The organism is Roseomonas populi, from assembly GCF_024594815.1.
GTDB classification, from domain to species: Bacteria; Pseudomonadota; Alphaproteobacteria; order Acetobacterales; family Acetobacteraceae; genus Roseomonas; species Roseomonas populi.
In genome coordinates, this window is sequence record NZ_JANJOU010000004.1 from 226076 (window position 1) to 239021 (window position 12946).

A 12946-nucleotide genomic window follows, 5' to 3' on the forward strand; every position below is an offset into this window, starting at 1 on the left:
CGGCGCCGAATTGCGCGCCTCTACCCTATGGAGCCCGCCTTTCCAAGCGGTCCGCGTACCGACTCGCGATCGGCCGCTTTCCGCAGGGCGTCCGGAATGCCCGCCACCACGTCTTCTGCCACCACCCCGGGCCCTTCCGGGGCCGCCTCTCCCTGCAGCCAGACGGCCGCGCAGGCCGCCTCGAAGGGCGGCATGCCGCCAGCCAGCAGCCCCCCGAGAATCCCGGCCAACACGTCCCCCGTCCCGGCCGTGGCCAGGCTTGGCGGGGCGTTGTGGTTCACCGCGGCCCGCCCGTCCGGCGCCGCCACCACCGTGTCCGGCCCCTTCAGCACCAGCACCGCCCCCAGCCGCGCAGCCGCGCACCGGGCGGCAGCGAGGCGGTCCGGCCCCACCGGCCCGAAGAGGCGGGCGAACTCTCCCTCGTGCGGCGTCAGCGCTGCCACGCCGCGCAGCCCTTCCGGCTCCCCCGCGAAGGCGCCCAGCGCCCCGGCATCCGCCACCACCACCCGCCCGGCGGCCACCGCGCCCCTCAGCATGCCCCGCGTCATCTCGTCGGGCGCCAGCCCGGGCCCGATCACCCAGGTGCCGCGCTTCGGATCCTCCAACAGGGGTTCCACCGGCGGCCCGGCTACGATCGCCCCCGGCTCCCCCGCCCGGAAGGCTGCCGCCGCCTCGGGCGCTGTCGCGGCCAGCGTCACCAGCCCCGCCCCGGCCCGGCGCGCCGCCGCCGCCGCCAGCCGCGCCGCCCCCGGCATGGCCCCGCCCGCCACAACCAGGTGCCCGCGCCGGTACTTGTGGCCGGCCGGGTCCTGCCCGGGCAGCTGCCAGAGGCCCGGCGCGTTGCGGAAGCTCCGCGCCTCCTCCCCCGCCCGGGCCGCGGCCAGGGCCTCTTCCGGCAGGCCGATATCCGCCAGGTGCAGATCCCCACAGAGGAGCCGCCCGGGCATCAGCAGGTGCCCGGGCTTCAGCCGGGCAAAGGTGACGGTCAGCGCCGCGCCGACGACTTCCCCGACCGGCTGCCCCGTCCCGCCATCCAGCCCGCTCGGCACGTCCACGGCCAGGACCGGCCCGCCGGCCGCGCGCAGCGCCGCCACGGCTGCCTCCGGCAAGGGCCGGGCGGGCGCGGCGCCCAGCAGCGCGTCCACCACCAGCCCTGCCCGCGCCGCCTCCTCCGGGCGGAGCGGCACGACCGGCCCGCGCCAGCGGAGGGCCGCCTCTTCCGCCGGCCCTCCCGGCCGGGGCGGTGCTAGGGCAGCCACCGCGACGGGCCATCCCGCCTCGGCCAGCAGCCGCGCGGCCACGTAGCCATCCCCACCATTGTTGCCGGGCCCGGCCAGGACCAGCGTCCGGCAGGGCCGGACGCGCCGCATCGCCGCCCGCGCCACGGCCCGCCCGGCGGCCAGCATCAGCGACCCGACCGGCACGGAGGAGGCCGCGTCGGCCCGCGCCATGGCAACCGGGGTGAGAAGATCGAGTGGCAGGAAGCTCCGTCCCTTTCCCGGGAACCCCGGCGCCCCTAGCCTCATCCCATGGATTCCCACATCGATGTCGCCATTCTCGGAGGAGGCCTGAGCGGCGCCCTTCTTGCCGTGCTGCTGCAACGCGCCCTTCCTTCCGGCCGGTCCATCGCCCTGTTCGAGTCCGGCCCGCCGCCCGGGCGCGGCCTTGCCTACTCGACGCCGGACCCGAACCACATCCTCAATGCCCCAGCCGGCGCGATGAGCCTGCTCCCCGACCAACCCGACCATTTCACGGCCTGGCTGGAGGCGAACGGCGCCCCCGCCCCGACCGGGCAGGAAACGCTCCCGGTGGCCCGGCGCTTCGCCCAGCGCATGTTCTACGGCGACTACGTGGAGGAGAACCTCCGCGCCGCCACCTCGGCCGAAGCGGGCGCCCGCCTCGCCATCCACCGGGACCGCGCGACGGCGCTGGAGGAAGTGCCGGAAGGCTGGCGGATCACCTCGGGGGGGGCGACGTGGACGGCCCGCCTTTGCGTCCTCGCGATCGGCCACGCCCCGTCCCCGGCCGTTCCCCTCGCCCTTCGCGGCGCGGAGGCGACGGCGAACCTGCCCGCGGATGCGTCTCTCCTGCTCGTCGGCAGCGGCCTCACCGCCGTGGACGCGCTGATGAGCCTTCACGCCGCCGGCCATCGCGGGCCCATCCGCGTCGTCTCCCGCCATGGCCGCTTCCCGCTGGAGCACGCGCCGCCCGCGGCCGCGCCCTGGGTTCTCTCGCCCCCGCCCAAAACCGGCCGCGCCTCGGACCTCATGCACTGGCTGCGCGCGGAGGGAGCGCGCGCCATCGAGGCGGGCATCCCTTGGCAGGCCGTGCTGGATTCCGTGCGGAAGGAGGTTCCCGCGCTCTGGCGGGGCCTGCCCCTCCCCGCCCGCCGCATCTTCATGCGCCGCGCCCTCTCGGCCTGGAACATCCACCGGCACCGCATGCCGGCCGCGAGCGGCGCCATCATCCGGGCCATGCAGGAGAAGGGGCAGCTCACCATGGAGGCCGCCTCCTTCGGTGGCTGCGAGGCGGCGCCGGACGGCCGCGTCCTGGCCCTTCTCCACCCGTCGGGCGAGGCGACCCGCGCGGAGGCCGCCGACCACGTCATCCTCTGCACCGGTCCAGGCCCCGGCCGTGCCTGGGCCGCCGATCCCCTGCTCGCGCCGCTGATCCGCCAGGGCCGGGCCCGGCTGGACCCCCTCGCCCTCGGGTTGGACACCGACCCGGACACGGACGCCGTGCTGGACACGGCCGGCGCCGGATCCGCCAGCCTCACCGCCATTGGCCCCTGCGCACCCGGGGCCCGGTTCGAGATCACCGCTGTCCCGGAAATCCGCGCCCAGGCCGCCGCCCTGGTCCCGCGCCTGAACGCCGCGCTGGCGGGCTAGGGCCCGATCCGGTCTAACCTCTTCCGGGAATCGGCAGGGGTCGGACCATGGCCTTCGTGGTGGCGGTAGCGCAGCGCAAGGGCGGGGCGGGCAAGTCCACCGTGGCAGCCAACCTCGCCGTGGCGCTGGCGGAGGCCGGCGCCCGCGTGGCCCTGGCCGATACGGACCCCCAGGCCACCCTGACCCGCTGGCACGGGCTGCGCCCGGGGGGTGCATCACCCATGGCCTTCGAGAGCGGGGCGGGATGGCGCGTGCCACAGGCCGTCGCCCGGCTGGGGAAGGAGGCGGACTTCCTCATCCTCGACACCCCGCCTCACGCCGACACGGATAGCCGCCTGGCCATGCGCGCCGCCGATCTTGTCCTCATCCCCCTGCAGCCCTCCATGCCCGATGTCTGGGCGATGGAGGCCACGCTGGAGGTCGCGGCATCCGAGCGGAAGGCGGTGGCGCTGATGCTCAACCGCGTCCCCGCCCAGGGCCGGGCCGCCCAGGAGGTGGCGGCCGCTTTGGCCGAGCGGAAGCTGCCCCTCCTGCCCGCCCCTTTCGGCAACCGCACCGCGTTCGCCGCCGCCTTCGCGGAGGGGCTGGGCGTGGTGGAATCCGCGCCCCGGGGCCAGGCCGCGACGGAGGCACGGGCCCTGGCGGAGGCGATCCGGCGCGAGGCGGCCTGAGGGACCATCCCTCCCCGGCCGCGTTGAGGCAGCGGCCTGAAGCGGAGGAGCAGTCTTGCGGAACATCGACCTGACATCGTGGCAGGGCCTGCTCGGCACGCTGCTGGGCCTCGCGCTCGTCACCATCATTGGCGTCGGCATCCGCCTGCTGGTGATGTCCACGGTCCAGCGGCGCCGGGAGCGCATGAACCGCCAGATCAACGAGCGCCTGCGGGCGCTGATCGCAGCCTATAAGACCCTCGGCGGCTCCTTCACCGGCGACCTCTCCGTCGATCCCCGGCACCGGCGCGACCTGCGCGGGGAGGACGAGGCCGGGGAGTCTATCGACCTCGAGAAGATGGGCTCCGACCGCGCCCGCCGCATCCGGGACGCGGTGGAGGCATCCTTGTCCGACATCTTCCTCCTTGGCACGGAGGAGCACGTCCGCCTCGCCGAGCGCGCCGCGCGGGAGTTGGTGGCGGGCAAGCCCGTCCACACGCATGAGCTCGTCGTCGCGCTTCGCGACTTCATCCGGGAGGCGCTGGACCTCGATCCCATCCCGGAGGGCCTGCAGATCCCCATGCAGGGCCCGGCACGGCCATCCGGCTCCGGCGGGCGGGACAAGGGGGATCAGCGGGGCGGCGAAGGCCGGTCCGGAGGCGGCGGGATGGAGGCCGGCGGCGGCATGGCCCTGGGCGGGGGCATCGGCCTGGGTGGCGCCATGAGCATCGGCAGTGCTGAGGAGCCGCCCCACCACGTTTAGTCGGGACACAGGACGGCGGCGCCGGCGGCCGCCTTCAGCCTTTCTCCGACAGTTCCATCCGCCATATCGCGAGCCCGGCACCCACCAGGAGCACGAACCCCGCGAGGTCCCATCCGTCCGGCACCTCGCTCCAGAAGAGCACGCCCAGTGCGGTCGTCCAGAGGATGGCGGAGTACTCGAAGGGCGCCAGCAGCGTCGTCTCGGCCGCGCGATAGGCCGCCGTCATCAGAAGTTGGGCCACGACGGAGACGAGCCCCACGACAAGCAGCATCCCCCACTGCCACGGCGTGGGCGTCACCCAACCCGGAACCGCCATTATTCCGGAGACGAGGGCGGCCCCTATGGCGAACCAGAGCACGATCGTGATCCCTGGCTCCCCGGCCTCACCCATCTGGCGAATGGACACCATGGCATAGGCCCAACCCAGCGCAGCCGCCAGCACCCCCGCCACAGCGCCGGGATGCAGCCCGCCCCCGCCGCCCGGCTGCACCATCAATAATACCCCGAGGAACCCGGCGAGGATCACCGCCACCCGCCCCATCCCCACTCTCTCCCGCAGCAGCAGCACGGAGAGCAGGACGAGGAAGAGCGGCATCGTGAAATTCAGCGCCGTCACCGTCGCCAGCGGCAGGTGCACATAGCCGTAGAAGGAGCCGAACATCCCCACCAGCCCGCCCACCAATCGTTCGAGGTGTCGGCGCGGGTGGCGGGTCCGCAGCGCGCGCCGCAACCCGCCCGGCGCGGTCAGGTGCGCCAGCAGCAGGAGGACAGGCAGGGTCAGGGCGTTGCGGAAGAAAACCGTCTCCGCCAACGGGACCGCCCCCTGCAGCGCCTTCACCGCCGCGGCGGCCAGGGCGAAGAAGCCGGCCGAGCCAGTGACACAAAGGATCGCCCGTAGCCGCGTGGTGCGCGCCGAGGGGGCAGGTGTCATCGGGCGCTGTTCCAGGGCGGGCCTCCACCGGGCCGCCGGGCGGCCGGCGCTCTCTTCCCGTTCCCGAGCCCCCGGGGCAAGCCCGCGCCGGGGTGATTTCGCCCGCCGCCGATCCGCTGTAGCCTCCGCGCCGCATGACCGCCCGCATGACCGAGAGTGACGCCCCGGCCGCCCCTGAACGGCCCCTCGAACGGCCGAAGACGGCCCCGCCGGTACCACCCCACCCGCTCTACCAGCCCGAATCGGACGAGGTGGTGTGGCACGGCCGCTTCCCGCTGCAGCGCGTCCGGTTCCGCTACCGCCGGCGGGATGGAACCCTCTCCGGCCCCCTCACCTGGGAGCTGGCACGCCGCGGCGAGGCCACGATGATCCTGCCCTGGGACCCCGTGAGCGACCGCATCGCCCTGATCGAGCAGTTCCGCCTCCCCGCCCTCGCCGCCGGCGAGGAGCCGCGCATGATCGAGCTGCCCGCGGGCCTGGTTGAGCCCGGCGAGAGCGTGCCGGAGACCGCCAGGCGGGAACTGGAGGAGGAGGCCGGCCTTTCCTCCAGCCGGATGGAACAGATTGGCACCTTCATGCTCCACCAGGGCTACGCGGATGAGCGCGTGCACTTCCACCTCGCCTGCGTCTCGCTTGAGGGAGGCCCCGCCGCGACGGGCGGCCTGGCCAGCGAGGAGGAGGAGACGGCCGTGCTGGTGGTGGACGCTGCCGAGGCCTTCGCGATGGTGGCCGAGAACCGCATCCGCAACGCCCCAACAGCCCTGGCCCTCCTCTGGCTCCAGGTGAACCACGCGCGGCTGCGCGACGAATGGACCCGCTGATGCAGACCCAGCCCCTGTTCCGCGAGAACGCCTACACCGCGGAGAACCCGGCCACCGTGCTGGAAAGCTCCGAGGCCGGGGTAATCCTCGATTCCAGCGTCTTCTACCCCCGCGCCGGCGGCCAGCCAGGGGACACCGGCACCCTGGTATGGGATGGCGGCGAGATGACCGTTGCGGACACGGTGAAGGGTCCGGACGGGTCCGCCTTGCACCTCCCGGCCCCGGGCACCGCGATCCCGCCCGCCGGTGCGAAGGTCACGGCGCGGCTCGATTGGAACCGGCGCCACCGCCACATGCGCATGCACACCACGCTGCATCTTCTCTGTGCGGCGATGCCGGGCATCTACGCCACGGGTAACCAGATCGGCGCCGAGAAGTCCCGCCTGGACTTCGACCTGCCCGAGCCGCCCACGAAGGAATGGGTGACGGAAAGGCTGAATGAGCTGATCGCTGGCGACCACGAGATCGGCGAGCGCTGGATCACCGAGGCGGAGCTGGACGCCAATCCCGGCCTCGTCCGCACCCTCTCCGTCCAGCCTCCGCGCGGCGCGGGCCAGGTCCGGCTCGTGCGGATCGGCGCGGAGGACGCGCCGATCGACCTCCAGCCTTGCGGCGGTACCCATGTCCGCCGCACCGGCGAGATCGGGCGCGTGGAGGTGACGAAGATGGAAAGCAAGGGCAAGCAGAACCGGCGCATCCACATCGTGCTGGTGGAGGAAGACAAGTGACGACCGAAGCAAAGAACACCCTCGTCTTCACCGAATGGCTAGCGGGGGAACTCGGCAAGCCGGACCTCGTCGTCCTGGACTGCTCCCTGGTGCTGCCCGGCGAGCCGGGCGACAAGAAGGCCGGCTTCGCCGAGGCCCATATCCCCGGCGCGCGTCTCTTCGACATCGACCTCTTCGCCGATCCAGACAGCACCCTGCCCCATATGGTGCCCACCCCCGCGCGCTTCGCGAAGCTTGCGGGCGACCTCGGCATCTCCAACGAGAGCCGCGTGGTCTTCTACGACCAGGCGCACGGGCTCCGCGCCGCCGCGCGCGGCTGGTGGCTGATGCGGCTGATGGGGCACGAGAAGGCTTTCGTCCTCGATGGCGGCCTGCCCAAGTGGAAGAAGGAGGGCCGCCCGACCGAAGCCGGCGAGGCCGCGCCCGCCACCGCCGCAACCTTCGTCCCGGATTTCCGCGCCGATCGCCTGCGCGGCATCGGCGACATCAAGCGCATCGTCCGCCAGGGCGGCGGCGAGGCGCTGATCCTCGACGCCCGCGCGGCCGGCCGCTTCCAGGGCAGCGCGCCGGAGCCTCGCCCCGGCCTCGTCGCCGGCCATATCCCCGGCTCAGCCAACATTCCCTTTACCGAGCTGCTGGCCGCGGACGGCACGATGCTGCCGCCAGACCAGCTCCTCGCCCGGTTCGAGAAGGCCGGGGTGGAGCGGGAGCAGCCCGTGATCCTCTCCTGCGGCTCCGGCGTCACCGCCACCGTCCTCGCCCTCGGCCTCGTCCAGGCTGGGCTGCCTGAGGGATCGGTCTATGACGGATCCTGGACCGAGTGGGGCCTGCGGCCGGAAACACCGAAGGTGACGGCCGACGCCGCCAAGGCCACCGCCTGATGAGCGCGAGGAAGGACACCGGCCTCGGCTTCTCCACGCGCATGTCCCATCACGGGCGCGCGGGGGCGAAGGAGCACGGCTTCGTCAACCCGCCCATCCACCGCGGCTCCACCGTGCTCTTCCCGGACTGCGAGTCCCGCAAGAACTCGGCGAAGCAGCGCTACGAGCAGGTGCTGACCTACGGCACCGCCGGCGGCCCCACCCACCACATGCTGGAGGACATGGTGGCGGAGATCGAGGGCGGCACCCGCGCCCTGATCGTCGGCACCGGCCTTGCCGCCTGCATGGTCCCGCTCTTCGCCTACCTGAAGGCGGGCGACCACTGCCTGGTGCCGGACAGCGTCTATGGCCCCGTCCGCAATCTGGCGGACGGGCTGATGAAGAGCTTCGGGATCGAGACCACCTACTATGACCCGATGGTGGACGAAGCGGGGATGGCCGCGCTGATCCGGCCGAACACGAAGGTGGTCTATACCGAGAGCCCGGGCAGCCACACCTTCGAGCTGCAGGACATCCCCGCCATCGCCAGCGCCGCCCGCGCGGCGGGCGCCAAGGTGCTGATGGACAACACCTGGGGCTTCCACACCTTCCAACCCTTCGCGCACGGCGTGGACGTCTCCATCCAGGCCCTCACCAAGTATGCGGGCGGCCATTCCGACGTGCTGCTGGGCAGCGTGACGGTGAATAACCCCGAGGACTGGCAGATAGTGAAGGGCGCTTCGAGCCAGCTCGGCCAGTTCGCCAGCCCCGACGACTGCTGGCTGTGCCTGCGCGGCCTCCGCACCCTGCCCGTGCGGCTGCGCCAGCAGGCGGAGAACGGGCTGCAGGTCGCGCGCTGGCTGGAGACGCAGCCGGAGGTGCTGCGCCTGCTGCACCCCGCCCTGCCCTCCCACCCGCAGCACGCGCTGTTCCAGCGCGACTTCTCCGGCACCTGCTCGCTCTTCGGCCTGGTGCTGCAGCCCCGCTACTCGGACGCGGACGCCGAGACGGTGGTGGACGCGCTCCGGCTCTTCGGCATCGGCGCCTCCTGGGGCGGCTACGAGAGCCTCGCCCTTCCCACCGCGCCCTCGATCAGCCGAACGGTGACGAACCCGAAGGACTTCGGCGGCCCGATCATCCGCCTCCATATTGGCCTGGAGGACCCGGAGGACCTGATCGCGGACCTGACCCAGGCGCTGGGCCGGCTGCCGCGATAGGAAGGCCGCCGACGTGAAGCTCCCCGAGCTCGTCCACGGCATGACCGTGACGGCGGGGGAGCTGCGCTTCGGCGCGCCCGCCCTCGACGACTACTTCGCCGCGCTCCTGCCGGCGGGCCTGCGCGCGGCACCCGGGCGGCTCGCCTTCGCCGCGGCGTGCCACGGCGCCCTGCTGATGCTGCGCCGCCAGCTGATCGCGAAGGGCCTCTCGATCGGGCTGCCCGGGCCCGACGACGTGCCGCTGAAGGCCGCCGCTGCCGGCCTCCATCCCGGGCTGGACCTGATCATCGGCCCGGGAACGGCCGAGCAGCACCGGGACCGCGTGCTGCGCGCGCTGCTGACCGAGTCCGACGAGCCGCCGGGCCTACCCTCCTCGGTCCGCTGGCCGGCGGAGGGGGATGCCTCCGGCACGACCCTGGTCGCCCTCCTCTCCCCTGGCCGCCGCTGGCCCGCCGGCGCGCCATGGGACGGCATGGCTTACCTGGACGCGGAAACCTTCACCTTGGGCTTTCGCCCCTGATGGAAGGCCTGCCGCAATCCGCAATCCCCTGCTCGATCGCAGAATTGCCCCCAGCCGACGACCTGGCCGGGCTGACCTGGGCCGACCGTGCCTGCCTCGATCTCGCGCCAGGCCGCATGATCGAGCACCCGTCCTTCCCGATCTTCCACCGCAGGCAACCCGCCCAGGTCAGATGGCAGCGCCGCTCCGTGCCGGCTCTTCGGCTGGCGGTGCTGAGCGACGTGGTCGTCATCGGCGGCGGGATGGTGCTGGAGCCCGCCTCGGGCACGCTGATGCTGGAGAGCTTCACTTCATCCGGAGAGACGACCGCCTCCGCGAACACCCTCGTCAACGCGCTGCGCTTCATGAAGGCGCATCCGAGGGACGGTGCCATTTACCCGGACCAGCACTGGTCCCCTCCCGCCCGCCGGATCGAGGATCCGGTCTTCCACCTCACCTACCTTTCGGACATCAACTACACGCACTTCATGCTCGAGGTCCTGCCGAAGCTGCACTACTGGCTGCTGCTTCCCGAGCCCAGGCCGCGCCTCCTTGTCTCCCGCGCCGCGGCGGAGCGGCTGGCAGGACTTCTGGCCCTCTACGGCGTCGGCGCCGAGCAGCTAGTGGTCTGCCCCACTCCGTTCGAGCGCCCGGTGGCCGCTGCCCGGCTCTATCTGGGGGCGGCGCCGATGCTCGGGCATGCCCCGGTCCTGGCCTCCCTGCAATCGGCGGACGCGCCCCCATCCCCGGGCCCGAAGCGCATCTTCGTCACCCGCCGGGGGGACAAGTCCTGGTTTCGCAAGCTTCTCAACGAGGAATCCGTGGCGGAATTCCTCGCCGCGCGCGGCTTCGGGGTGCTGGCCATGGATGATCTCGCGCTCGCGCAGCAGGTCGCGCTCTTCCGCGGAGCTGACTGCGTCGCGGGGATCTATGGCGGCGCCCTGTTCAACACGATCTTCTCCGCGCCGGGCGCGCGGGTGCTCAGCCTGACATCCCCGGACTACCACCGCACCATCCTGGACGCCGCGCCGATGCAGCTCCGCGGCGCCACGGTGCTCGGGGAGTCCTTCACCACGAAGCTGGACAGCAACAACAGCCCCTTCGTGGTGGACATGGAGGACCTGCGCGCGGCCTGCGATCACCTCGGCCTCTGACGCCGAGGCTCCGGCGCGCCGGCCGCCCGCTCAGGCCGGCCGGGACAGGGGAGAGGCTCCGGCCCCCGCCTCGGCCAGTTCCGCCCGCTCCTGCCGCCGCCCCAGCCAGAAGCTCAGTGCCAACCACGCGACGGAGAGCGGCACGGCGACAATGGAGATCCCCGTCATGCTCAGCCCCAGCGCGATAAGCCCGGCATAGGACCAGCTCGCGACCTGGTCGCCGCCGCGATAGACCACGGTGTCGATGAAGTTCTTCGCCTTGTACCGGTCCTCGCGCGGCACGGAGGTGAAGAGGACCTCCCGGGTCGGGCGGGCCAGGGCGAAGTTGCTGACGCGCCGGACCACCTGCACGGCCACGAACACCGTGACGCTCGGCGCTGCCGCCAGCGCGGCGAAGCCCGCCACGCTGAACAGCGGCAGTGCGCAGAGCGTGATCGCGACGCCCAGCCAACCCATCAGCCGACCCGTGAGGAAGAGCTGGAACACCAGGGTGAGCACGTTCACCCAGAAGTCGATGTCGGCGAAGAAGGCCGTGCGCGCCGCCCGGTTCGGGAAACTGGCCTCCGCGATCGTCGCCTGCTGAAAGTACAGGAAGGTAGAAGTGACGGAGTAGAACAGGATGAAGAACGCGATCCCCAGCAGGTAGGGCGAGCGGAAAGTATGCGTCATTCCCGCGAAAATGCCGCCGCCGACGGCCTTGTTCGGATCACCGCCCTGCACGGGCCGCTGGAAGGCGTCGCTGATCCGCGAAAGGTGCCGGGAGGCGAAGACAGCCACCTCCAGCAGCACGATCGAGGCGAGCAGCAGCCAGTTCTGCCCGAGCTTCTCCACGAAACCCGAGGTCAGGCCCGATCCGGCGATCCCGCCCACGGTCGCGCCCGCCGCCAGGAAGCCGAAGAGGCGCTTCCCCTGCTCCGCGTCGAAAACGTCCACCACGAAGGACCAGAAAACGGAGACGACGAACAGGTTGAAAACCGAGACCCAGATGAAGAAGGCCCGCCCGATCCAGACATGCGCCTCCTGCCCTGCGAACATCAGCAGAAGCATGAAGACGAGCAGGTTCAGCATGAAGAAGCGGTAGGAGATGGCGATGAACCGCTCCCTCGGCCATTTCCGCACCGCGTAGGCGAAGAGCGGGTTCACGGCGAGCATCGCCAGCAGCGTGCCGGTGAAGAGCCATGGCAGGTTCCGCACCCCGCCCGCGACCCCTAGCTCGTCCCGGATCGGCCGCAGCACGTAGTAGGCCAGGAACAGGGCGAAGACGTAGAGCCAGGACCAGGCCAGGGCCCGCGCCTCCGCCGGGCGGACATCGATGATCCGCCGCAGTCCCTGGTAGAGCAGCCCGCCCCGCTCCGGGAGGGCGGGGGCCTTAGAGGCCATCGACGTACTGCTCCATCCGCCGGCGCATCGCCGCGTCCGGCATCCGGCCCTGGGCGGCGCGAAGGTTGTCGTCCACGTAGCGGGCCTGGGCCATGCCGGGCACGGCGCAGGTCACCCCCTCGTGGCTGACGAGGTACTTCAACATGAACTGCGCCCAGCTCGTCACGTCGATCTCAGCCGCCCATTCCGGCAGGGGCTTGCCCTGGGTGGCGCGGAACACGCTGCCCCGGCCGAAGGGCAGGTTGATGAACACGGCCATCCCCCGCTCCTTCGCCAAGGGGATGATGCGCTCGGCGGCGTTCCGGTTGTCCAGCGCGTAGTCGATCTGGATGGAATCCAGCTGCTCCCGGCGCATCATGGCCTCGAAGGCCTCGTACTGCCGGTCGAAGCTCGTGGTGGCGCCAAGGTAGCGGATCCGGCCGGCCTGCTTCAGTTCCCGCAGGTAGGCCAGTTCGTTCGTGATGTCGCGCAGGTTGTGCACGGCCAGCAGGTCGATCCGGTCCGTCCGCAGCGCCTTAAAGGAGGCGTCGATCTGCGCCCGCCCCTGCTCGATATTGTCCACCCCCACCTTGGTGCAGACGAAGAGAGAGGGCCGGATCTTCAGGTCGTCCATCAGCCCGCCCATGATCGCCTCGGCCTGGCCGTAGGATGGTGCGGTGTCCACCACCGTCCCGCCCAGCGCGTGGAAGCGGCGGAAGGTGTCGCGCAGCGGCGCCACGTCCTCGCCGGGCTTCACCTCCTCGTAGCGCCGGGCGGAGCCGAGGCCGATCACCGGGATCATCTCGCCCGAGGAGGGAATGGGCTTGCGGACCAGGGTTCCCATCGCAGCCCCCGGAGCAGCCCCTTGCGCCGCAGAGCCCCGGGGCAGCGCCGTGGCGGCTAGGCCGGCCCCCACGCCGGTCAGGATCGTGCGGCGGGTGGTATGCATGGCGTCGTCTCCCCGGAAGGGCCCCCTTCGCCGCTGGATGCGGCGCGGGACGGCGTCGTGGCCATTCAGTTAGGGAGTGTTGCGCGGATGTAAGGTCCGGGGAACCGCCATTGTTCCGCCGGGCGAA

General features: G+C 72.0%; 13 protein-coding genes. 9 read left to right on the top strand and 4 right to left on the bottom strand.

Annotation, left to right across the window (positions count from 1 at the left end; translation table 11 throughout):
- Positions 1-20 precede the first annotated feature (20 nt).
- Entirely contained in the window at positions 21-1526 is a 1506-nt protein-coding gene (locus NRP21_RS08460; RefSeq protein WP_257715740.1) for an NAD(P)H-hydrate dehydratase, read from the bottom strand.
- Positions 1527-1529: 3 nt separating this feature from the next.
- Here NRP21_RS08460 and NRP21_RS08465 point away from each other — a divergent pair, with 3 nt between their 5' ends.
- From NRP21_RS08465 to NRP21_RS08475, 3 genes are read left to right on the top strand one after another with little or no spacing between them, the layout of a single operon-like run.
- Positions 1530-2888 (top strand): FAD/NAD(P)-binding protein, encoded by a 1359-nt coding sequence (locus tag NRP21_RS08465; RefSeq protein WP_257715741.1) that lies wholly within the window; start codon positions 1530-1532, stop codon positions 2886-2888.
- A gap of 47 nt (positions 2889-2935) precedes the next feature.
- Complete coding sequence (gene parA, locus NRP21_RS08470) at positions 2936-3559, top strand: ParA family partition ATPase (RefSeq protein ID WP_308219872.1); 624 nt, start codon at positions 2936-2938, stop codon at positions 3557-3559.
- A gap of 55 nt (positions 3560-3614) precedes the next feature.
- Positions 3615-4301: a hypothetical protein gene (locus NRP21_RS08475; protein WP_257715742.1), complete on the top strand. Its 687-nt coding sequence runs from the start codon at positions 3615-3617 to the stop codon at positions 4299-4301.
- Positions 4302-4335: 34 nt separating this feature from the next.
- Here NRP21_RS08475 and NRP21_RS08480 read toward each other — a convergent pair whose 3' ends face one another.
- Positions 4336-5232 (bottom strand): DMT family transporter, encoded by an 897-nt coding sequence (locus tag NRP21_RS08480; RefSeq protein WP_257715743.1) that lies wholly within the window; start codon positions 5230-5232, stop codon positions 4336-4338.
- Positions 5233-5378: 146 nt separating this feature from the next.
- On the opposite strand from NRP21_RS08480, the gene NRP21_RS08485 reads away from it, so the two are divergent.
- The 6 genes from NRP21_RS08485 to NRP21_RS08510 are packed head-to-tail and all read left to right on the top strand — an operon-like array spanning position 5379 to position 10511.
- Positions 5379-6053 carry an NUDIX domain-containing protein gene (locus NRP21_RS08485; protein WP_257715744.1) on the top strand — a complete coding sequence of 225 codons (675 nt, stop codon included), beginning with the start codon at positions 5379-5381 and terminating at the stop codon, positions 6051-6053.
- A complete protein-coding gene (locus NRP21_RS08490; RefSeq protein WP_257715745.1) occupies positions 6053-6781 on the top strand; it encodes an alanyl-tRNA editing protein in 729 nt (242 codons plus the stop codon). Before NRP21_RS08485 ends, NRP21_RS08490 begins: the two co-directional genes overlap by 1 nt.
- Entirely contained in the window at positions 6778-7662 is an 885-nt protein-coding gene (locus tag NRP21_RS08495; RefSeq protein WP_257715746.1) for a sulfurtransferase, read from the top strand. The genes NRP21_RS08490 and NRP21_RS08495 overlap by 4 nt, the downstream gene beginning before the upstream one ends.
- Positions 7662-8858, top strand: coding sequence for a cystathionine beta-lyase (metC, locus tag NRP21_RS08500; protein WP_257715747.1), 1197 nt, complete (start codon positions 7662-7664; stop codon positions 8856-8858). Before NRP21_RS08495 ends, metC begins: the two co-directional genes overlap by 1 nt.
- A gap of 13 nt (positions 8859-8871) precedes the next feature.
- Complete coding sequence (locus tag NRP21_RS08505) at positions 8872-9378, top strand: hypothetical protein (protein WP_257715748.1); 507 nt, start codon at positions 8872-8874, stop codon at positions 9376-9378.
- A gap of 44 nt (positions 9379-9422) precedes the next feature.
- On the top strand, positions 9423-10511 hold the full coding sequence (locus tag NRP21_RS08510; protein ID WP_257715749.1) for a glycosyltransferase family 61 protein: 1089 nt from the start codon (positions 9423-9425) through the stop codon (positions 10509-10511).
- A gap of 30 nt (positions 10512-10541) precedes the next feature.
- Here the strand turns inward: NRP21_RS08510 and NRP21_RS08515 are convergent, their stop codons facing one another.
- Positions 10542-11891 (bottom strand): NTP/NDP exchange transporter, encoded by a 1350-nt coding sequence (locus tag NRP21_RS08515; RefSeq protein WP_257715750.1) that lies wholly within the window; start codon positions 11889-11891, stop codon positions 10542-10544.
- The gene (locus NRP21_RS08520) at positions 11881-12819 is read right to left on the bottom strand and encodes an aldo/keto reductase (protein WP_257715751.1); all 939 of its coding nucleotides are present in this window, start codon (positions 12817-12819) and stop codon (positions 11881-11883) included. The genes NRP21_RS08515 and NRP21_RS08520 overlap by 11 nt, the downstream gene beginning before the upstream one ends.
- Positions 12820-12946 lie beyond the last annotated feature (127 nt).

Excerpts from the sequence above, each read along its gene's own strand:
- NRP21_RS08460 (WP_257715740.1), bottom strand. The coding sequence starts at position 1,526 with ATGAGGCTAGGGGCGCCGGGGTTCCCGGGAAAGGGACGGAGCTTCCTG.
- NRP21_RS08465 (WP_257715741.1), top strand. The coding sequence starts at position 1,530 with ATGGATTCCCACATCGATGTCGCCATTCTCGGAGGAGGCCTGAGCGGC.
- parA (WP_308219872.1), top strand. The coding sequence starts at position 2,936 with ATGGCCTTCGTGGTGGCGGTAGCGCAGCGCAAGGGCGGGGCGGGCAAG.
- NRP21_RS08480 (WP_257715743.1), bottom strand. The coding sequence starts at position 5,232 with ATGACACCTGCCCCCTCGGCGCGCACCACGCGGCTACGGGCGATCCTT.
- NRP21_RS08485 (WP_257715744.1), top strand. The coding sequence starts at position 5,379 with ATGACCGAGAGTGACGCCCCGGCCGCCCCTGAACGGCCCCTCGAACGG.
- NRP21_RS08490 (WP_257715745.1), top strand. The coding sequence starts at position 6,053 with ATGCAGACCCAGCCCCTGTTCCGCGAGAACGCCTACACCGCGGAGAAC.
- metC (WP_257715747.1), top strand. The coding sequence starts at position 7,662 with ATGAGCGCGAGGAAGGACACCGGCCTCGGCTTCTCCACGCGCATGTCC.
- NRP21_RS08515 (WP_257715750.1), bottom strand. The coding sequence starts at position 11,891 with ATGGCCTCTAAGGCCCCCGCCCTCCCGGAGCGGGGCGGGCTGCTCTAC.
- NRP21_RS08520 (WP_257715751.1), bottom strand. The coding sequence starts at position 12,819 with ATGCATACCACCCGCCGCACGATCCTGACCGGCGTGGGGGCCGGCCTA.